This is a genomic window from Streptomyces sp. SudanB25_2051 (assembly GCF_964272635.1).
Lineage (GTDB): Bacteria > Actinomycetota > Actinomycetes > Streptomycetales > Streptomycetaceae > Streptomyces.
This window is the reverse complement of record NZ_OZ186787.1, coordinates 3260612-3280515: the sequence shown is the minus strand read 5'-3', so window position 1 is coordinate 3280515 and position 19904 is coordinate 3260612. Positions and strand designations below refer to the sequence as shown.

Sequence of the window (19904 nt, the reverse complement as noted above, 5' to 3'; positions counted from 1 at the left end):
GCCGCTTCCCAGCGGCGGGGCCCTTCATGCGAGTGGCGCGCTCACGAACCTGCGGGCACGGAGTCGGTCGCCTCCGTCCACAGATCCTGCTCGGCGCGATCCGCCTGGATCTGGCGGTACACGAGGAGCCCGCCGATGGCGGCCAGTGCGACCAGGAGAAGCTTCTTCACCGCGCGACCTCGTCTTTCGTTGACGTAGGAGACCTTATGGCGCCCGACTATACACACCGACCGATATCAATCGGTGACCTATCTCCCTACGACAATACGACACCGTCCCTACGCCACCGTCCCGACGCCCCCCGCAGGCCCCCCGACGCACCGGCCCGGCGCCGGCACGGGCCCACGAGCGGGCACCGGGGCCAAGGCGACCACGCGACGCCGACGCGGTTGCGGGTGCCCTCGCCGGACACCCGCGACGGTCCGTGCGTGTCCCGGACGGACCGCGACACGGAAAACGCCGAAGGCCCCGGTCTTCCGACCGGGGCCTTCGATTCTGTGGGGCTAACAGGATTTGAACCTGTGGCCTCATCCTTATCAGGGATGCGCTCTAACCAACTGAGCTATAGCCCCTCCGCGCTGCGCGCTGACCTCTGAAGATTAGCGCACAGGACGGCTCCAGCCAAAATCGCTACTCGTCCTCGGCGAGGGTGAGCTCCACGCCGCCCACGAAACCGGCCGCCAGGTTGTAGATGAAGGCGCCCAGCGTGGCCAGAGCGGTGGCCAGCACGACGTCAATCACGGCGATCACCGACGTGAAGATGAGGACGCGCGGCAGCGACAGGAACGCCTGGAGGTCGAACCCGTTGCTCTCCGTCGAGCCGGTCGCGTCGCTGATCGTCGCGCCGACCGTCGAGAAGACGCCCATGGCGTCCATGACCATCCACAGCACGGCCGCCGCGACGACCGTGCAGATGCCCAGTGCGATGGAGAGCAGGAAGCTCACCTTCATCACGGACCACGGGTCGGCCTTGGCGACCCGCAGCCGCGCCTTGCGCGTCCGCGGGGTCGTCTTGGCGCCCGTGCGGGGCCGCCGCACGGCGGCGCCGCCCTGGGTGCCGCCGGGGGCGCCCTGGGCCGCGTACGCCTGCGGCGGGTGGTACGGCTGGGCCGCCTGGGCGGCCGACCGCTCACGGGGGAGCGGGCCGTCGTCGTACGTCTCGTACGGGGGTCGAGCCCCCCGGCTGTCGGTCACCGCAACCCCCTGGGAGTCCGTGGCAGGGCCACGGGCACCGTTCTTTCCCGAAGCGGCCGAGCCGGCCGAACCGGCGCCCGTGGCTCCGCTCACGCTTTACTCCTCGTGCTCCCCGGCCGAGGGCTCCGTGCCCTCGGCTGCCTCGACCGCGGCGCCGGTACCGGCGGCGGCCTCGGTCCCTTCCGCGTCCGCGGCGGTGCCCTCGGCCCCGTCGGTCTCCTGGACCTCTTCGGCTTCGGCGCCCGCCTCGGCGTTCCGCGCGATCCCCACGACGGCATCGCGCTTGCCCAGGTTGATCAGCTGGACGCCCATGGTGTCACGGCCGGTCTCCCTGACTTCGCTGACGCGCGTGCGGATCACACCGCCGGACAGTGTGATGGCGAGGATCTCGTCACCCTCCTCGACCACCAGCGCGCCGACGAGCGAACCGCGATCCTCCACGATCTTCGCAGCCTTGATGCCGAGACCGCCACGACCCTGCACGCGGTACTCGTCCACAGCCGTCCGCTTGGCGTATCCGCCGTCCGTCGCCGTGAAGACGAACGTACCCGGGCGGACCACGTTCATCGAGAGCAGCTCGTCGCCCTCGCGGAAGCTCATGCCCTTCACACCGGACGTGGCCCGGCCCATCGGGCGCAGCGCCTCGTCCGTCGCGGTGAAGCGGATGGACTGGGCCTTCTTGCTGATGAGCAGCAGGTCGTCCTCGGCGGACGCCAGCTCGGCACCGATCAGCTCGTCGTCGCTGCCGTCCTCCCGCTCGCGCAGGTTGATGGCGATGACGCCGCCGGAGCGGGGCGAGTCGTAGTCCTTCAGCGGGGTCTTCTTCACCAGACCCGCCTTGGTCGCCAGGATCAGGTACGGGGCCGCCTCGTAGTCGCGGATCGCCAGGATCTCGGCGATCTGCTCGTCCGGCTGGAAGGCGAGCAGGTTGGCCACGTGCTGGCCGCGGGCGTCGCGGCCGGCGTCGGGCAGCTCGTACGCCTTGGCCCGGTAGACCCGGCCCTTGTTGGTGAAGAACAGCAGCCAGTGGTGGGTGGTGGAGACGAAGAAGTGGTCGACGATGTCGTCTTCCTTCAGCTTCGCGCCCCGCACGCCCTTGCCGCCGCGCTTCTGCGAGCGGTAGTCGTCGGTCTTCGTCCGCTTCACATAGCCGCCGCGCGTGATGGTGACGACGATGTCCTCCTCGGCGATCAGGTCCTCCATGGACATGTCGCCGTCGAAGGGGACGAGCTGGGTGCGCCGGTCGTCGCCGAACTTCTCCACCAGCTGCGCCAGCTCCTCGCTGACGATCTGCCGCTGGCGGGACTCGGAGGCGAGGATGGAGTTGTAGTCGTCGATCTTCGCCTGGAGCTCGTCGTGCTCGGCGACGATCTTCTGGCGCTCCAGGGCGGCCAGGCGGCGCAGCTGCATCTCGAGGATGGCGTTGGCCTGGATCTCGTCGATCTCCAGCAGGCCCATCAGGCCCTCGCGCGCCACCTCGACCGTGTCGCTGCGCCGGATCAGGGCGATGACCTCGTCGATCGCGTCGAGCGCCTTGAGCAGACCGCGCAGGATGTGGGCCCGCTCCTCGGCCTTGCGCAGGCGGAAGCGCGTACGGCGGACGATGACCTCGATCTGGTGCGTCACCCAGTGGCGGATGAACGCGTCGAGGGAGAGGGTGCGCGGCACGCCGTCGACCAGCGCGAGCATGTTCGCGCCGAAGTTGGTCTGGAGGTCGGTGTGCTTGTAGAGGTTGTTGAGGACGACCTTCGCGACCGCGTCCCGCTTGAGGACGATGACCAGGCGCTGGCCCGTACGGGAGCTGGTCTCGTCGCGGACGTCGGCGATGCCGCCGATCTTGCCGTCCTTCACCAGGTCGGCGATCTTCTGGGCGAGGTTGTCCGGGTTGACCTGGTAGGGCAGCTCCGTGACGACCAGGCACTGCCGGTTCTGGATCTCCTCGACCTCGACGACCGCGCGCATCGTGATCGAGCCGCGGCCCGTGCGGTACGCCTCCTCGATGCCCTTGCGGCCGACGACGAGGGCGCCGGTCGGGAAGTCGGGGCCCTTGATGCGCTCGATGAGCGCGTCGAGCAGCTCCTCGTGGGTGGCCTCGGGGTGCTCCAGGGCCCACTGGGCGCCGGCGGCAACCTCGCGCAGGTTGTGCGGCGGGATGTTGGTCGCCATGCCGACCGCGATGCCGGCCGAGCCGTTGACCAGCAGGTTCGGAAAGCGCGACGGGAGGACCGTCGGCTCCTGGTTGCGGCCGTCGTAGTTGTCCTGGAAGTCGACGGTCTCCTCGTCGATGTCCCGGAGCATCTCCATGGACAGCGGCGCCATCTTGCACTCGGTGTACCGCATGGCGGCGGCCGGGTCGTTGCCCGGGGAGCCGAAGTTGCCGTTGGAGTCCACCAGCGGCATGCGCATCGACCACGGCTGGGCCAGGCGGACCAGGGCGTCGTAGATGGAGGTGTCACCGTGCGGGTGGTACGTGCCCATGACGTCGCCGACGACGCGGGCGCACTTGTAGAAGCCCTTCTCGGGGCGGTAGCCGCCGTCGTACATGGCGTACAGGACGCGCCGGTGGACGGGCTTGAGGCCGTCCCGCACGTCGGGCAGCGCACGCGACACGATGACGGACATCGCGTAGTCGAGGTACGAGCGCTGCATCTCCGTCTCGAGCCCGACGGGCTCGACGCGCAGGCCCACGCCGGGGACGGCGGGCTCCTCTTCGGGCGTGACGGCGGCGGGAGTGTTCTCGTCGGCCATTGCTGGTCTTCAGTCCTTTCGTGCGGTCAGCTGAGACCGACTCAGATGTCGAGGAAGCGGACGTCCTTGGCGTTGCGCTGGATGAACGAGCGCCGCGCCTCCACGTCCTCACCCATCAGCACGGAGAACAGGTCGTCGGCCTGGGCCGCGTCGTCCAGCGTGACCTGGCCGAGCACCCGGTGGTCCTGGTCCATGGTGGTGATGCGCAGCTCCTCGGCGTTCATCTCGCCGAGGCCCTTGAAGCGCTGGATGGAGTCCTCGCGGATGCGCTTGCCGTTCTGCTTGCCGAGCTCGACCAGCGCGTCGCGCTCGCGGTCCGAGTAGGCGTACTCGAAGTCGTCCCGGCCCCACTTGATCTTGTACAGCGGGGGGCGCGACAGGTAGACGTGGCCGGCCTCGACGAGCGGGCGCATGAAGCGGAAGAGGAACGTCAGCAGCAGCGTGTTGATGTGCTGGCCGTCGACGTCGGCGTCCGCCATCAGGATGATCTTGTGATAGCGGAGCTTCTCGATGTCGAAGTCCTCGTGGACACCAGTGCCGAAGGCGGAGATCAGCGCCTGGACCTCGGTGTTCTGCAGGATCTTGTCGATCCGCGCCTTCTCGACGTTCAGGATCTTGCCGCGGATCGGCAGGATGGCCTGGTACATCGGGTTGCGGCCGGACTTGGCGGAACCGCCGGCGGAGTCACCCTCGACGATGAAGATCTCGCACTTGGTGGGGTCGTTCGACTGGCAGTCGGACAGCTTGCCCGGCAGGGACGCCGACTCCAGCAGGCCCTTGCGGCGCGTCAGGTCGCGCGCCTTGCGGGCGGCGACGCGCGCGGTGGCGGCCTGGATGGCCTTGCGGACGATGTCCGCCGCCTCGTTCGGGTTGCGGTCGAACCAGTCGGACAGGTGCTCGTGGACGACCTTCTGCACGAAGGTCTTCGCCTCCGTGTTGCCCAGCTTGGTCTTCGTCTGGCCCTCGAACTGGGGCTCGCTGAGCTTGACAGAGATGATCGCGGTCAGACCCTCGCGGATGTCCTCGCCCGTGAGGTTGTCGTCCTTCTCGCGCAGCAGCTTCTTGTCGCGCGCGTAGCGGTTGACGAGACCGGTCAGCGCCGCGCGGAAGCCCTCCTCGTGCGTACCGCCCTCGTGGGTGTGGATCGTGTTCGCGAAGGAGTACACGCCCTCGGTGTACTGCGAGTTCCACTGCATCGCGATCTCGACCGAGAGCATCCGCTCCTTGTCCTCGGCCTCGACGGCGATGACCGTCGGGTGGATCAGCTCGCCCTTGCGGGAGTTGAGGTACGTGACGAAGTCGACGATGCCGCCTTCGTAGTGGTACGTCACCGAGCGGGCCGGCTGCTCCTCGACGGCCTCGGCGGAGGCGTCGGCGTCGTCGGCGTTCATCGTGGCCTTGGCCGACTCGCGCTCGTCGGTGAGCCTGATCGTCAGGCCCTTGTTGAGGAACGCCATCTCCTGGAAGCGCCGCGACAGCGTCTCGAAGGAGTAGTCGGTGGTCTCGAAGATGTCCGGGTCGGCCCAGAAGGTGACCGACGTCCCTGTCTCCTCGGTCGCCTCGTGCCGGGCGAGGGGGGCGGTGGGGACACCGAGCTTGTAGTCCTGCGTCCAGCGGTAGCCGTCGGTCTTCACCTCGACGGCGACCCGCGTCGACAGCGCGTTGACCACGGAGACGCCCACGCCGTGCAGACCGCCGGAGACCGCGTAGCCGCCGCCGCCGAACTTGCCGCCCGCGTGCAGGACGGTGAGGACGACCTCGACGGCGGGCTTGCCCTCGGAGGGGACGATGCCCACGGGGATGCCTCGGCCGTTGTCCACGACGCGCACGCCGCCGTCGGCCAGGATCGTCACGTCGATCTTGTCCGCGTACCCGGCGAGGGCCTCGTCGACGGAGTTGTCGACGACCTCCTGGACCATGTGGTGGAGTCCACGCTCACCGGTCGAGCCGATGTACATGCCAGGCCGCTTGCGGACCGCGTCCAAACCCTCGAGGACGGTGATCGCGCTGGCGTCGTACGCCGAGGAGCCCGGCGCCGGGCCCTCGCCGTTCTCGCCGGCAGGAGTGGACGGAATGTTCTCGTTGGGGTTGCCGGAATCGGCCACGAAGCGCCCTTTCTGGCACAGCGCGAGCCACCTCCGGGCCGCCCCGGAGTGGCTGCGTCGTTCGACATGTTCCGCAGTGGGCGGGATTACCTACCAGTCTACCGGTAGCGCTGACACTCATGGGGGTTTGCCGGTACCTGAGTGCGCATGTGCCGAGCTGAACCGGGGCCCGCCCACTCCCCATATTCGGGACGGGGCTCCAAGAGCCTCACGCGGGCACTCAGCGCTTCGGGCTGTCAACCACCCGCTACCACTCCCGACGGCCGCGGACCCGGCCCTTCCGCGACCCTCGCGCCGCACCCCTGTCCTTCACTACGCAGCAGGTCACAGCGGTGTTCACAGCGTTCGGGCGACCTGTGGAAACCCCGGCGGCCGCCGGGGGCGCGCGCGGGGACGCCGCCGTACGGTCGGATCCGCGCCGTTCCGGGGCGGCACGGGCCCCGCGGTATGGCTGGTTCCGCCCCTGCGGATGTCAGGCTCCGCCTCTGTTGACGGCATGCGGAGGAGCGCATTCCGGGGGGCGGCGCGGGGTGAGCGGAGGGTGCGGCCGACGGCCGGACAGCCGTCGGGGCGCGGCCGGGGCGGGCGGACCGGCCCGGGCGTCAGCCGTAGGTGTCGCCGGCTCCGGTGCTGCCGGGCGCGCGCAGCGGACCGTACCCGCGACGCGGCCCGCCGGGCCCGAGCACCCGGATGTGCCGTACGGTTCCGTGCCCCAGGTCCTCGTTGAGCCGGGCCACCAGCCGGGGCGCGAGCAGCCGCAGCTGGGTCGCCCACGCCGTGGAGTCGCACTGGACGGTGAGGACGCGCTCGTCGGGGTCCTCGTCGTACCGCAGCGGTACGCAGTGCTTGGCCAGGTCCTCGCCGACGATCTGCGGCCACCGCCCCATGACGCCGCCGACCGCCGCCGGGGTCTCCCAGCCGCGCTCGGTGATCAGCCGGGTGATCGCCGCGCCCAGCGGCAGCGGGTCGCGCCCGTCCGCGCGGGCACCGGAACGCAGCCCTCCGCCGCGCCGCGCCTGCTTCTTCTGCTGGGCGGCGGCGCCCTTCGCCTTCGCCTGCTCCTTGGCGGCGCGCAGCGCCACGCGCGCGAGGTCGACGCCCGACGGCTCGGGTGCCGGGGCGGCGACGGGACCCGGCTGCCGAGGGGCCGCCGCGGGCGACGGGGAGTGCGGCTGCGGGGCGGGCTGCGCGGGCGAGTGCGCATAGGGGTGCGACGGGAAACCTGGCTGATACGTGCTCATACGCGCTCCACCGCCCCTTCCGACACCGCGTACCGCGTCCCCGACAGCACGCCGGGCACATCGTCGTCCACCGCCGCCGTGACCAGCACCTGCTCTCCCGGCGCGACCAGCTCCGCCAGCCGCTCCCGCCGCCGGGCGTCCAGCTCGGCGAACACGTCGTCCAGCACCAGCACCGGTTCGTTGCCCTCCGCGCGCAGCAGGTCGTACGAGGCGAGCCGCAGCGCCAGCGCGTACGACCAGGACTCGCCGTGGCTCGCGTACCCCTTCGCCGGCATCTGCCCCAGCATCAGGCCGAGGTCGTCGCGGTGCGGCCCGACGAGGGTGACGCCCCGCTCGATCTCCTGCTTGCGCACGTCGGCGAGCGCGGCGAGCAGCCGTTCGTACAGCTCCTCCCGGCCGGCCGGTCCCCGCGCCTCCTTCGGGTCGCCGCCCGCCGAGCCGCGGTACTCCAGGGCGACCGGGCCGCCGCCGGGGGCGAGCTGCTCGTACGCCTTCACGGCCAGCGGCTGCAGGGTGGCGACGAGGTCGAGGCGCTGGGCGAGCAGTTCGGCGCCGACCCGCGCGAGGTGCTGGTCCCACACGTCCAGGGTGGACAGGTCCATGGAGCGGCCGCCGTGGCGCCGGGCCATGGCGGCGCTCTTCAGCAGGGTGTTGCGCTGTTTGAGGACGCGGTCGTAGTCGGAGCGCACGCCCGCCATGCGCGGTGAACGGGCGGTGATCAGCTCGTCGAGGAACCTGCGCCGCTCGCCGGGGTCGCCCTTCACCAGGGCGAGGTCCTCGGGCGCGAACAGCACGGTCCGTATGATCCCCAGCACGTCGCGGGGCCTGACCTGCGAGGACCTGTTGATCCTGGCCCGGTTGGCACGGCCCGGGTTGAGTTCGAGCTCCACGAGCTGCTGCCGCTCGCCCTGCCGCACGGCCGCCCGGATCACGGCCCGCTGGGCGCCGATCCGGACGAGGGGCGCGTCGGAGGACACCCGGTGGCTGCCGAGCGTCGCGAGATAGCCGACCGCCTCGACCAGGTTGGTCTTGCCCTGGCCGTTGGCGCCCACGAACACGCTGACGCCCGGGTCGAGCGGGACCTCGGCCCGGGCGTATGAGCGGAAGTCGGCCAGCGACAGATGCGTGACGTGCATGGGTGTGCGCCGACCTCTCCCGGCTGAGCGTGTTACTTGTTCTCGACCGCGTGTCCGCCGAACTGGTTGCGCAGGGCGGCGATCATCTTCATCTGCGGCGAGTCGTCCTGGCGGGACGCGAACCGCGCGAACAGCGACGCGGTGATCGCGGGCAGCGGGACGGCGTTGTCGATGGCGGCCTCGACCGTCCAGCGGCCCTCACCGGAGTCCGCGGCGTACCCGCGCAGCTTCTCCAGGTGCTCGTCGTCGTCCAGCGCGCGGACGGCGAGGTCGAGCAGCCAGGAGCGGATGACCGTGCCCTCCTGCCAGGAGCGGAAGACCTCGCGGACGTCCGTGACGGAGTCCACGGCCTCCAGCAGCTCCCAGCCCTCGGCGAAAGCCTGCATCATCGCGTACTCGATGCCGTTGTGGACCATCTTCGCGAAGTGGCCCGCGCCGACCTTGCCCGCGTGGACGGAGCCGAACTCGCCCTCCGGCTTCAGCGCGTCGAAGATCGGCTGCACCTTGGCGACGTTCTCGGCGTCGCCGCCGTACATGAGGGCGTAGCCGTTCTCCAGGCCCCACACGCCACCCGAGACGCCGCAGTCGACGAAGCCGATGCCCTTGGCGGCCAGCTCCTCGGCGTGCCTCTCGTCGTCCGTCCAGCGCGAGTTCCCGCCGTCCACGACGACATCGCCGGGGGAGAGCAGCTCGGCGAGCTGGTCGATGGTCGACTGGGTGGCTTCACCGGCCGGGACCATGACCCACACCACGCGCGGGCCCTTCAGGCTGTCCACAAGCTCCTCGAGGCTGTGGACATCGGCGAGGTCCGGGTTGCGGTCGTACCCGACGACGGTGTGGCCCGCGCGGCGGATGCGCTCGCGCATGTTGCCGCCCATCTTGCCGAGGCCGATGAGACCGAGCTCCATCAGATCTTCCTTACGCGTTGTGTGCGGTTCGTACCCGCGTCCGAGACTACGCCCGGACACGGGTGCACACCTGTGGGGTCGGCCGCTCAGTCGGCACCCGCTCAGCCGCTGAGACGAACCGGCATGATCAGGTACTTGTAGGCCTCGTCCGCCTCCGCGTCCACGGCCGGCTTGCCGTTCAGCAGCGCGGGCTTGGTGGACGTGGTGAAGGACAGCTGGGCGACCGGCGCGTCGATGGCGCTGAGGCCGTCGAGCAGGAAGGTCGGGTTGAAGGCGATCGAGATGTCGTCGCCCTCCAGGTGCGCGTCGACGCGCTCCACAGCCTGTGCGTCGTCGCTGGAACCGGCCTCCAGGATGAGCACGCCCTGCTCGAAGCTGAGGCGCACCGGCGTGTTCCGCTCGGCGACCAGGGCGACGCGCTTCACGGCCTCGACGAACGGGGCCGTCTCGATCGTGGCGACCGAGTTGAACTCCGTCGGGAAGAGCGTGCGGTACTTCGGCAGGTCGCCTTCGAGCAGCCGCGTCGTGGTGCGGCGGCCGGCGCCCTCGAAACCGATCAGGCCCTCGCCGGCACCGGAGCCGGCCAGCGCCAGGGTGACCGTGTCACCGCTGGTGAGCGCCTTGGCGGTGTCCAGCAGCGTCTTGGCCGGCACCAGGGCGACGGCCTGGGCGTCGGGGGACTCCGGCTTCCACAGGAACTCGCGGACCGCGAAGCGGTAGCGGTCGGTGGAGGCGAGCGTGACCCGGTCGCCCTCGATTTCGATGCGCACACCGGTCAGGACCGGCAGCGTGTCGTCGCGGCCCGCGGCGATGGCGACCTGCGCGGCGGCGGAGGCGAAGACCTCGCCGGAGACCGTGCCCGTCGCGGTCGGCATCTGCGGCAGCGCCGGGTACTCCTCCACAGGCAGGGTGTGCAGCGTGAAGCGGGACGAGCCGCAGACCACCGTCGCCCGTACACCGTCTGTGGAAATCTCCACCGGCCGGTTGGGGAGGGCGCGGCAGATGTCGGCGAGCAGCCGCCCGGACACCAGGACCGTGCCGTCCTCCTCGACCTCGGCCTCGACCGAGACCCGCGCGGAGACCTCGTAGTCGAAGCTGGAGAAGCTCAGCGCGCCGTCCTCGGCCTTCAGCAGAAGGCCCGCGAGCACGGGCGCGGGCGGACGGGCCGGGAGGCTGCGGGCCACCCAGGCCACCGCCTCCGCGAGTACATCGCGCTCCACCCGGATCTTCACCGTAAGCCGCCTCCTGCTGTTGCTGGCTCGCCCTGCTGGCCTTCCTCGTCCGGCATCCGGTGCGTCCACCGCCGCAGCGGCTCGCAGCGGATGCCGGTGACCAGTCTGACGTACGCCGCCGACACTCGGTGCGGCTCGGGGTCAAGTCGGGACGGCCCGCGGCCGGAGCTCCGGCGCCGAGTTGTGCACAGGCCCTGCTTCGAAGCGGATTCCGAGCTAACTCTGTGTGGGGGTAGTAGTAGGGCTTGTGGAAACCGTGGATAACCCCGTCCACGCAGGTCACAGCCCGAATTTTGTCCACCGGCCCTGTGGGTGGCGACAGTGGATAACCGGGGTCCGCTGTGGACGCCGCGAAGTTACACACACCCCATGCACAGGCAGGGCGCACTTCTCCCCAGCGCTGTCCCCAGTTTTACCCACGTTCCCCACAGCCCAACCCGGCATCTTTGTGTGACGGCTTTCACTCGTCCAGGTGACAGGCGCCGTTCCGTTGCCGAACAGTGGACAGCGGTGTGGAGAAGCTGTGGATCACCGGCCCGTGCCTGTGGGCCGCCGGTGGACAACGTTGATCACAGGCTGTGGACAACGAGACTGTCCACAGCCTGTGGAGATCGTTCGGCCACAATTCCACAAGACGGTGACCTGGGAAGATCGTCTCGCACCCAGGGTGTCTGTGGACGGGGTTCGGATAACTTCCCAGTCCCCAGCCTGTGGACGGTGGATCAGTCCCCGATCTGTGGAGAACGGCGTGACCGGCACAGCTATTCGAACAGCCCCGGCGCGGGCGTCGGCCGTATCCACACCGGTGGACTGCTCCATCCGGCCCTGAAACAGACTCCCCACGGCGGGGCGGGGGGCGTCCTTCCGGGGCGAGGCAGGTACCCGGCCATGGCTTCGTCCGGCTCCCACTCCGCGCCTGCGCCCGGCCCCGCGCCTGCGCCCGGCCCCGCGCCTGCGCCTGGCTCCGGACCTGTGCCTGGCTCCGGACCTGTGCCCGGCTCCGGGCCGGCACCCGGCTCCGGCGCCGCGTTCCAGTCCCGCTGAGCGCCTGCGCCCGACTCCCGCTCCCCCTCTGAGCCGGCGTCCACGCCCCGGATCCACCGGAGACGGCGAAGGGCGCCCCGGAAGCCGTTCCGGGACGCCCTCGAAGCGCCGTACGCTACCGTCAGCCGTTCTTGATGCGGTTCGTCAGCTCCGTCACCTGGTTGTAGATGGAGCGCCGCTCCGCCATCAGAGCGCGGATCTTGCGGTCGGCGTGCATGACCGTCGTGTGGTCCCGGCCGCCGAACTGCGCGCCGATCTTCGGCAGCGACAGGTCGGTCAGCTCGCGGCACAGGTACATCGCGATCTGCCGGGCCGTCACCAGCACCCGGCTGCGCGACGATCCGCACAGGTCCTCGACGCTCAGCCCGAAGTAGTCGGCCGTGGCCGCCATGATGGCGCCCGCGGTGATCTCCGGTGCTGTGTCCTCCCCACCGGGGATCAGGTCCTTCAGCACGCTCTCGGTGAGCACCAGGTCCACCGGCTGCCGGTTGAGGCTCGCGAACGCCGTCACCCGGATCAGCGCGCCCTCCAGTTCGCGGATGTTCCGCGAGATCCGCGAGGCGATGAACTCCAGCACCTCCGGCGGGGCGTTGAGCTGCTCCTGCACGGCCTTCTTCCGCAGGATCGCGATACGGGTCTCCAGCTCCGGCGGCTGGACGTCCGTGGTGAGACCCCACTCGAAGCGGTTGCGCAGCCGGTCCTCCAGCGTCATCAGCTGCTTCGGCGGCCGGTCGGACGACAGCACGATCTGCTTGTTGGCGTTGTGGAGGGTGTTGAAGGTGTGGAAGAACTCCTCCTGCGTCGACTCCTTGCTCGCCAGGAACTGGATGTCGTCCACGAGCAGGATGTCCACGTCGCGGTAGCGCTTGCGGAACGTGTCGCCCTTGCCGTCGCGGATGGAGTTGATGAACTCGTTGGTGAACTCCTCCGAGCTCACGTACCGCACCCGCGTCCCCGGATAGAGGTTGCGCGCGTAGTGCCCGATGGCGTGCAGCAGATGCGTCTTGCCGAGCCCCGACTCCCCGTAGATGAAGAGGGGGTTGTACGCCTTAGCCGGCGCCTCGGCGACCGCGACCGCCGCCGCGTGGGCGAAGCGGTTGGACGAGCCGATGACGAACGTGTCGAAGAGGTACTTCGGGTTCAGCCGCGCGTGCTGCTCCCCCGGGGCGCCCGGACCGCCGGAGCCGCCCTGGCCCGTGCCGCCCGCGCCGCCCATGGAGCCCGGCCCCGTCATGGAGCCGGGACCGCCGGGGCCGCCTGGTCCACCGGGACCGCTCATCGGACCGGCTCCGCCGGTGCCCGGGCCGCCCGGCCGGTGCCGGTCCCGCTCGTCGGGAAGCTCGCGACGCTCGGCGCGCTGGGAGTCGTAGCCGCCGTGGTCGGGGCCCTGCGGTGCGCCGTAGTCGCGGTGCGGCTGCTGCGGCCGCGCCGTCGCGTACGGGTCGCGGTCCTGGAACCCGCCGAGGCGCGGCTGCTGCCAGGACAGGTCCTCCTGGCTGCGCGGCCAGGCGCCGGGCTCCGGGCGCTGCTGCTGGTAGTCGGGGTAGGCGGGGCGCACGGTCGGCAGCCCGTCGTCGGCCATGGGCCGCCCGTACGCGTCGTACGCCTCGCCCTGGCCGCGGTCGTCGTAGCCCTGGCCGCCGCGGTCGTCGTAGCGGGGGCGGTCCTGCTGGTGCCGCTCGGACGCGGCCGGCGGCGGGGACTGGTCGCCCGCCGAGTCGTCGACGGTGATCGCGATCCGGATGGGCCGGCCGCACTCGCGGCTGAGGGTGTCGCTGATCAGCGGGGCCAGCCGGCCCTCGAGGACCCGCTTGCCCCATTCGTTGGGGACGGCGAGCAGCGCGGTGTCGGCCACCAGCGCGAGCGGTTGGCACCGCTCGATCCACTGCTTGTCCTTGGGCTCGATGCCCTGCTGGCCTTCGCCGAGGAGCTGATCCAGCACTCGTGGCCACACTGCGGCAAGATCAGCAGGTACGTCAGCCACGGGGCACGCTCTCTCACAGGTCCCGCGAATGTGCGCTTCTTGGGACGGGATGGGAAGGACAGGCAGGAAAGGAATCCGAGTTCAGTCACGGTAGTCGTGCCTGCTCGCGCGGTTCAAGTTGTTGTCCACAGGCTGTGCATAGCGGGGGCCGCTGTCCTGCCGGTTTGACCGGATGGCGCAGCCGCGCGTACCGTAACCAGGTCGAGTTGTCGATGGCTGCTGCCGCCTGCCTCCGATGGGCAAAGATCGCATTCATGTGATCGTGTAGCGGTGCACTCGGGCGTATTGCGAGCTACTCGTGGGCGCACGGTGACAGCCAAGCGATGCCCCGCCACCCCACGAATTCATCCTGGAGCCCCCGAGTGAGCAAGCGCACCTTCCAGCCGAACAACCGTCGTCGCGCCAAGACCCACGGCTTCCGCCTGCGGATGCGTACGCGTGCCGGCCGCGCGATCCTCGCGTCCCGCCGCAGCAAGGGTCGCGCCCGCCTGTCCGCCTGATCGCGGCCAGGTCATGACGTGCTGCCTTCCGAGAATCGGCTGAGGCGGCGCGAGGACTTCGCGACCGCGGTACGGCGAGGACGCCGGGCAGGCCGCCCGAGCCTCGTCGTCCATCTACGCAGCGGTGCAACGGACCCGCACGCGCCTGGGGAGAGCGCTCCCCCGACGCGTGCGGGTTTCGTCGTCAGCAAGGCCGTCGGCGGCGCCGTCGTCCGCAACCAGGTGAAGCGCAGACTGCGGCACCTGATGCGGGAGCGGCTCGCCGTACTGCCCCCCGGTAGCCTGGTGGTAGTACGAGCGCTGCCCGGCGCGGGCGACGCCGACCATGCACAGCTGGCCCGAGACCTGGATGCCGCCCTCCAGCGGCTCCTGGGAGGGGGCGCGCGATGAAGTACCCGCTGCTGGCCCTGATCAAGCTCTACCAGTGGACGATCAGCCCACTCCTGGGCCCCGTCTGCAGGTACTACCCGTCGTGCTCCCATTACGGATACACCGCGATCGACCGGCACGGCGCCCTCAAGGGCACGGCCCTCACCGCCTGGCGCATCCTGCGCTGCAACCCCTGGTCGCCCGGCGGAGTGGACCACGTGCCGCCGCGCAAGCGCCCCCGCTGGCACGAACTGCTGCGCGCACGCCTGCGCGGTGACAAGGGCGGGCGCTCCGACGGGGCGAGCCCGGCCGCAGAGACCTCGCCCAATGCTCAAGGAGCCTGATTAGTGGACACGATTGGAAATCTGTTCAGCTTCATCACCGGACCTGTCTCGTGGATCATCGTCCAGTTCCACAAGCTGTACGGTGCGATCTTCGGGCCTGACACGGGCTGGGCCTGGGGTCTGTCCATCGTGTCCCTGGTGATCGTCATCCGCATCTGCCTGATCCCGCTCTTCGTGAAGCAGATCAAGTCGATGCGGAACATGCAGGCGCTCCAGCCGAAGATGAAGGCGATCCAGGAGCGCTACAAGAACGACCGGCAGCGCCAGTCGGAAGAGATGATGAAGCTGTACAAGGAGACGGGTACCAACCCGCTCTCCTCGTGCCTCCCCATCCTTCTGCAGTCACCGTTCTTCTTCGCGCTGTACCACGTGCTCAGCAAGATCGCGTCGGGTGACACGATCGGCAGCCTCAACCAGCAGCTGGTCGACAGCGCCCGCGAGGCGCACATCTTCGGTGCCCCGATCGCCGCCAAGTTCATGGACGAGCCCGGCACGGTCGAGGCGCTCAACGCCTCCCTGGGCGACGTCCGTATCGTCACCGCGATCATGATCGTGATGATGTCGGCGTCGCAGTTCTTCACCCAGCGCCAGCTGATGCAGAAGAACGTCGACCTGACGGTGAAGACCCCGTACATGCAGCAGCAGAAGATGCTGATGTACATCTTCCCGGTCATCTTCGCCGTGATGGGCATCAACTTCCCCGTCGGCGTCCTCGTCTACTGGCTGACCACCAACGTGTGGACCATGGGCCAGCAGATGTACGTCATCAACCAGAACCCGACGCCCGGCAGCAAGGCCCAGGAGCACTACCTCGACCGGCTGCTGAAGAGCATCACGCACCACGGCGAGGTGCGCGGCCGCCGCAAGCGCAACGTCGTCCAGACGATCGTCGCCAAGGGCCCGGACCGCAACGACAACGAGCGCCGCTTCATCGGCAGCCTCAGCAAGGCCGGCTTCGCCGCCCAGGCCGACGGCACCGTGCGGAAGGTCGACCCGGCCGAGGCCGAGGCGGAGGCCGCGGCCGTGCGCCGCCAGCAGCCCAAGCGCCAGCCGAAGGCCAAGCGCCAGGCCGCCGCCGCGCAGCCCGCCGCCAAGCCCTCGCTGGAGAAGAAGGCGGACCTGACGAAGCCCGAGCAGTCCCCGTCGGGCAAGACCGGCTCCACCCGCCAGACCAAGTCCGGACAGCGCAAGGGCCCGCAGCGGCCCAAGCACCCGTCGTCGAAGAAGTAAGAAGGAGACCATCCGTGACGGAAGGCACCACGTCCGCCGCCCAGGGTGGCGACACCCTGACCCGCCTGGAGCAGGAGGGCGAGATCGCGGCTGACTACCTCGAGGGTCTGCTCGACATCGCCGACCTCGACGGCGACATCGACATGGACGTCGAGGGCGACCGCGCCGCGGTCTCCATCATCAGCGACACGGGCAGCCGCGACCTGCAGAAGCTCGTGGGACGCGACGGTGAGGTGCTGGAGGCGCTGCAGGAGCTCACGCGTCTCGCGGTGCACCGCGAGACCGGCGACCGCAGCCGGCTCATGCTGGACATCGGCGGATTCCGCGCCAAGAAGCGCGCCGAGCTGACCGAGCTCGGCGCCAAGGCCGCGGACGAGGCCAAGAGCACGGGCCAGCCCGTGAAGCTCCATCCGATGACCCCCTTCGAGCGCAAGGTCGTGCACGACGCGGTCGCCGCCGCCGGCCTGCGCAGCGAGTCCGAGGGCGAGGAGCCGCAGCGCTTCGTCGTCGTGCTCCCCGCCTGACCCCCTCGTCGTGTCGGCCCCGTCTGTTCGCAGGCGGGGCCGATCTTTGTCAGCCTGATAGTCAGCCACCCAGTGCGGTAGTGCGGTACGGAAGGACGGTTCCCGTGTCCGAGGCAGAGGAACTTCCCCCTGCGCCCCAGGAGGCCCACACGGTCTTCGGTGAGTTCTTCCCGGAAGCGGTCCGGTACGCGGAGTTGCTCGCGGACGCGGGCGTCAGGCGCGGCCTCATCGGACCCCGTGAAGTGCCGCGGCTGTGGGAGAGGCACCTGCTGAACTGCGCCGTCCTCTCCGAGGTCGTACCGGAAGGCGTCACCGTGTGCGACGTCGGCTCCGGGGCCGGACTGCCGGGTATCCCGCTCGCGCTGGTGCGCCCCGACCTGAAGATCACGTTGCTGGAGCCCCTGCTCCGCAGGACGAACTTCCTCCAGGAGGTCGTCGAACTGCTCGGGCTGGACCATGTGACCGTGGTCCGCGGCCGCGCCGAGGAGATGCTCGGCAAGCTTCCCCCGGTGCATGTGGTCACGGCCCGCGCCGTCGCGCCGCTGGACCGGCTCGCCGGCTGGGGTGTTCCCCTGCTCCGCCCCTACGGCGAGATGCTCGCGCTGAAGGGCGACACGGCCGAGGAGGAGATCCAGGGAGCCCGTGCCGCGCTGAGCAAGCTGGGCGTCGTGCGCACCTCCGTGCTGCACGTGGGAGAGGGCATCGTCGACCCGATGTCCACCGTGGTCCGCGTCGAGGTCGGGGAGAGCCCCGGCGGGGTGCGGTTCGCCGCCAAGCGGGCCAAGGCAGCGAGGACATCGCGCCGCCGCCGGTGAGCCCGGCGTCGAATCCCCGCATCCGCGTTACGGAGTGTCGAGAGGATGTGACCCTGCGGCGCGTGCATCGTGTTTCACGTGAAACGTCGCTCACTGCTGCAGGGAATCATCAGCCGCGGCCGTGCGGCCGCCGCGCCGGGACGCCGCCCGTCCCCCGATGAGGCGACGGAGTTGTCCACAGAAGTGGATTCCTCCACAGAACAAGGGGCCTCGCTGGTTCGCGACACCGGAAGCATGGCAGGCTCTGTTCATCGCGAGCCTGAAGCCGAGGAGAGTGAATCCTTGCGGTCCGACGCCAACATCGCGGGACCGATGACCGACCCGGTCCCCGGTCCCCGTACCGAATCGCTCGGGGACGATGTTTCACGTGAAACACATCCCCCGCTGGATGACACCTCCATGGGTTCTGCGGCCCCGCTGGCCGTTCAGGCACTGGGCCGGGCCGGCCAGGGGCTTCCCCGGCCCGAGCAGACCCGCATCATGGTCGTCGCCAACCAGAAGGGCGGCGTGGGGAAGACCACCACGACGGTCAATCTCGCCGCCTCCCTGGCTCTCCACGGCGCCCGCGTCCTGGTGATCGACCTCGACCCGCAGGGCAACGCCTCCACTGCCCTGGGGATCGACCATCACGCGGAAGTCCCCTCGATCTATGACGTCCTCGTGGACAGCAAGCCGCTCTCCGATGTGGTGCAGCCTGTCCTGGACGTCGAAGGCCTCTTCTGCGCCCCCGCCACCATCGATCTCGCCGGTGCGGAGATCGAACTGGTGTCGCTGGTGGCGCGGGAGAGTCGGCTTCAGCGGGCCATCCGCGCCTACGAGCAGCCGCTGGACTACATCCTGATCGACTGCCCGCCGTCGCTCGGCCTGCTGACGGTCAACGCCATGGTGGCCGGCGCGGAAGTCCTGATCCCCATCCAGTGCGAGTACTACGCGCTGGAGGGCCTGGGTCAGCTCCTGCGCAATGTCGACCTGGTGCGGGGCCACCTCAACCCGGACCTGCATGTGTCGACGATCCTGCTGACCATGTACGACGGTCGGACCAGGCTCGCCTCGCAGGTCGCCGAGGAAGTGCGCAACCACTTCGGCGAGGAGGTGCTGAGGACCAGCATCCCGCGATCGGTCCGCATTTCGGAGGCGCCGAGCTATGGGCAGACGGTCCTCACCTACGATCCGGGCTCCAGCGGTGCGCTCTCCTATCTGGAGGCCGCCCGTGAGATCGCGTTCCGGGGGGTGGGCATCCATTACGACGCCCAGCACGCCCACACGGGCACGCAGCAGCAGTACCAGCACAGTCAGCACAGCATGTCGGAGGGGAACCAGTGAGTGAGCGACGCAGGGGGCTGGGACGTGGGCTCGGCGCCCTGATTCCCGGTGCCCCCCAGGAGAGGCAGACCGCTACGGTCGGGACGGCGTCCACGTCGCCCACGGCCATCCCGGCCCTGGGCTCCGAGCGGGGCATCGCCGCCTCCAAGGTGGCGACGCTTCCGCCGGCGGTGCCCGCGCGCTCGGAGGTCACGCTGCCGGAGCAGTCCGAGGGCCACGGGGCCGGGATGCCCGCGGGCGTCCACTTCGCCGAGCTGCCGCTGGACTCCATCACGCCCAACCCGCGCCAGCCCCGGGAGGTCTTCGACGAGGACGCGCTCAACGAGCTGGTGACCTCCATCAAGGAGGTGGGCCTCCTCCAGCCCGTCGTCGTCCGCTCGGTCGGCCCGGACCGATACGAGCTGATCATGGGCGAGCGCCGCTGGCGCGCCTGCCGCGAAGCCGGTCTGGAGCGGGTGGCGGCGATCGTCCGCGACACCGAGGACGAGAAGCTCCTGCTGGACGCGCTGCTGGAGAACCTCCACCGGGCCCAGCTCAACCCGCTGGAGGAGGCAGCCGCCTACGACCAGCTGCTGAAGGACTTCAACTGCACGCATGACCAGCTGGCGGACCGGATCGGCCGCTCGCGTTCGCAGATCACCAACACCCTGCGGCTGCTCCGCCTCTCCCTCCCGGTCCGGAACCGTGTGGCGGCCGGGGTGCTGTCCGCCGGTCACGCACGGGCGCTCCTGAAGGTGGAGGACCCGGAGGAGCAGGACAGGCTCGCGGGCCGCATCGTGGAGGAGGGGCTCTCCGTCCGCACGGTGGAGGAGATCGTCCAGCTGATGGGCTCCGAGCCCGCCAAGGCGGCCAAGCCGAAGAAGCCGCGTGCCGGCGCGCGGGTCGCCCCGGAGCTGAGCGAGCTGGCCACCCGGCTCTCGGACCGCTTCGAGACCCGTGTGAAGGTCGACCTCGGCCAGAAGAAGGGGAAGATCGTCGTTGAGTTCGCCTCGATGGAGGACCTGAACCGGATTCTCGGCACCCTCGGCGAGAAGCGCGTCCTGGACAGGGGAACGGCCGAGGAGGCGGACGCCTCCGCCGGCGAAGGCTGACCCTTTTTCGGGCGCCCGGCACGATAGGGCGGACCCTCCCCGGAGTTCACCGGGGCGAGGTCCGCCCTTTGGCCTTTTCCCGTATGCGCGTCATCGCCCGATCGATACGATGCGTT

General features: G+C 70.0%; 17 protein-coding genes and 1 tRNA gene. 8 read left to right on the top strand and 10 right to left on the bottom strand.

From position 1 onward, the window contains the following. Positions 1 to 41: 41 nt before the first annotated feature. The 10 genes from ACSUPT_RS14660 to dnaA all read right to left on the bottom strand — a co-directional run bounded on the left by ACSUPT_RS14660 (position 42) and on the right by dnaA (position 13592). Entirely contained in the window at positions 42 to 170 is a 129-nt protein-coding gene (locus ACSUPT_RS14660) for a DLW-39 family protein (protein WP_010467770.1), read from the bottom strand. 328 nt (positions 171 to 498) lie between these two features. Further along, positions 499 to 572, bottom strand: a tRNA-Ile gene (locus tag ACSUPT_RS14655). Between the two features lie 58 nt (positions 573 to 630). Beyond that, on the bottom strand, positions 631 to 1194 hold the full coding sequence (locus ACSUPT_RS14650; protein ID WP_351966473.1) for a DUF3566 domain-containing protein: 564 nt from the start codon (positions 1192 to 1194) through the stop codon (positions 631 to 633). Between the two features lie 96 nt (positions 1195 to 1290). Further along, positions 1291 to 3942 (bottom strand): DNA gyrase subunit A, encoded by a 2652-nt coding sequence (gyrA, locus tag ACSUPT_RS14645; RefSeq protein WP_351966472.1) that lies wholly within the window; start codon positions 3940 to 3942, stop codon positions 1291 to 1293. 41 nt (positions 3943 to 3983) lie between these two features. After that, a complete protein-coding gene (gene gyrB / locus ACSUPT_RS14640) occupies positions 3984 to 6068 on the bottom strand; it encodes a DNA topoisomerase (ATP-hydrolyzing) subunit B (protein WP_351966549.1) in 2085 nt (694 codons plus the stop codon). A gap of 581 nt (positions 6069 to 6649) precedes the next feature. Further along, positions 6650 to 7288, bottom strand: a complete 639-nt coding sequence (locus tag ACSUPT_RS14635) for a DciA family protein (protein ID WP_436944576.1) — start codon at positions 7286 to 7288, stop codon at positions 6650 to 6652. Further along, positions 7285 to 8424 (bottom strand): DNA replication/repair protein RecF, encoded by a 1140-nt coding sequence (gene recF, locus ACSUPT_RS14630; protein WP_351966470.1) that lies wholly within the window; start codon positions 8422 to 8424, stop codon positions 7285 to 7287. The genes ACSUPT_RS14635 and recF overlap by 4 nt, the downstream gene beginning before the upstream one ends. 32 nt (positions 8425 to 8456) lie before the next feature. Then, positions 8457 to 9332, bottom strand: coding sequence for a phosphogluconate dehydrogenase (NAD(+)-dependent, decarboxylating) (gnd, locus tag ACSUPT_RS14625; protein ID WP_351966469.1), 876 nt, complete (start codon positions 9330 to 9332; stop codon positions 8457 to 8459). 101 nt (positions 9333 to 9433) lie between these two features. Next, a complete protein-coding gene (gene dnaN, locus ACSUPT_RS14620; protein ID WP_351966468.1) occupies positions 9434 to 10564 on the bottom strand; it encodes a DNA polymerase III subunit beta in 1131 nt (376 codons plus the stop codon). A gap of 1165 nt (positions 10565 to 11729) precedes the next feature. After that, on the bottom strand, positions 11730 to 13592 hold the full coding sequence (dnaA, locus tag ACSUPT_RS14615) for a chromosomal replication initiator protein DnaA (protein ID WP_351966183.1): 1863 nt from the start codon (positions 13590 to 13592) through the stop codon (positions 11730 to 11732). A 362-nt stretch (positions 13593 to 13954) separates the two neighbouring features. On the opposite strand from dnaA, the gene rpmH reads away from it, so the two are divergent. The 8 genes from rpmH (at position 13955) to ACSUPT_RS14575 (ending at position 19788) form a co-directional block, all read left to right on the top strand. Beyond that, positions 13955 to 14092, top strand: coding sequence for a 50S ribosomal protein L34 (gene rpmH, locus ACSUPT_RS14610; RefSeq protein WP_003956500.1), 138 nt, complete (start codon positions 13955 to 13957; stop codon positions 14090 to 14092). An 18-nt stretch (positions 14093 to 14110) separates the two neighbouring features. Further along, positions 14111 to 14482, top strand: coding sequence for a ribonuclease P protein component (rnpA, locus tag ACSUPT_RS14605; RefSeq protein ID WP_315876999.1), 372 nt, complete (start codon positions 14111 to 14113; stop codon positions 14480 to 14482). After that, entirely contained in the window at positions 14479 to 14805 is a 327-nt protein-coding gene (gene yidD, locus ACSUPT_RS14600) for a membrane protein insertion efficiency factor YidD (protein WP_351966182.1), read from the top strand. The genes rnpA and yidD overlap by 4 nt, the downstream gene beginning before the upstream one ends. A 3-nt stretch (positions 14806 to 14808) precedes the next feature. After that, on the top strand, positions 14809 to 16035 hold the full coding sequence (yidC, locus tag ACSUPT_RS14595; protein ID WP_361654265.1) for a membrane protein insertase YidC: 1227 nt from the start codon (positions 14809 to 14811) through the stop codon (positions 16033 to 16035). 14 nt (positions 16036 to 16049) lie between these two features. Then, on the top strand, positions 16050 to 16559 hold the full coding sequence (locus ACSUPT_RS14590; RefSeq protein WP_351966180.1) for a protein jag: 510 nt from the start codon (positions 16050 to 16052) through the stop codon (positions 16557 to 16559). An 80-nt stretch (positions 16560 to 16639) separates the two neighbouring features. Beyond that, on the top strand, positions 16640 to 17374 hold the full coding sequence (rsmG, locus tag ACSUPT_RS14585; protein ID WP_399218649.1) for a 16S rRNA (guanine(527)-N(7))-methyltransferase RsmG: 735 nt from the start codon (positions 16640 to 16642) through the stop codon (positions 17372 to 17374). Between the two features lie 234 nt (positions 17375 to 17608). Further along, positions 17609 to 18697, top strand: a complete 1089-nt coding sequence (locus ACSUPT_RS14580) for a ParA family protein (protein WP_365724585.1) — start codon at positions 17609 to 17611, stop codon at positions 18695 to 18697. Continuing rightward, positions 18694 to 19788, top strand: coding sequence for a ParB/RepB/Spo0J family partition protein (locus ACSUPT_RS14575; protein WP_404146580.1), 1095 nt, complete (start codon positions 18694 to 18696; stop codon positions 19786 to 19788). Before ACSUPT_RS14580 ends, ACSUPT_RS14575 begins: the two co-directional genes overlap by 4 nt. Positions 19789 to 19904: the final 116 nt, after the last annotated feature.

Bases quoted from the DNA above. Each gene is read 5' to 3' on its own strand.
- gyrA (WP_351966472.1), bottom strand. From the start codon at position 3,942: ATGGCCGACGAGAACACTCCCGCCGCCGTCACGCCCGAAGAGGAGCCC.
- ACSUPT_RS14635 (WP_436944576.1), bottom strand. From the start codon at position 7,288: ATGAGCACGTATCAGCCAGGTTTCCCGTCGCACCCCTATGCGCACTCG.
- recF (WP_351966470.1), bottom strand. From the start codon at position 8,424: ATGCACGTCACGCATCTGTCGCTGGCCGACTTCCGCTCATACGCCCGG.
- gnd (WP_351966469.1), bottom strand. From the start codon at position 9,332: ATGGAGCTCGGTCTCATCGGCCTCGGCAAGATGGGCGGCAACATGCGC.
- yidD (WP_351966182.1), top strand. From the start codon at position 14,479: ATGAAGTACCCGCTGCTGGCCCTGATCAAGCTCTACCAGTGGACGATC.
- ACSUPT_RS14580 (WP_365724585.1), top strand. From the start codon at position 17,609: ATGGCAGGCTCTGTTCATCGCGAGCCTGAAGCCGAGGAGAGTGAATCC.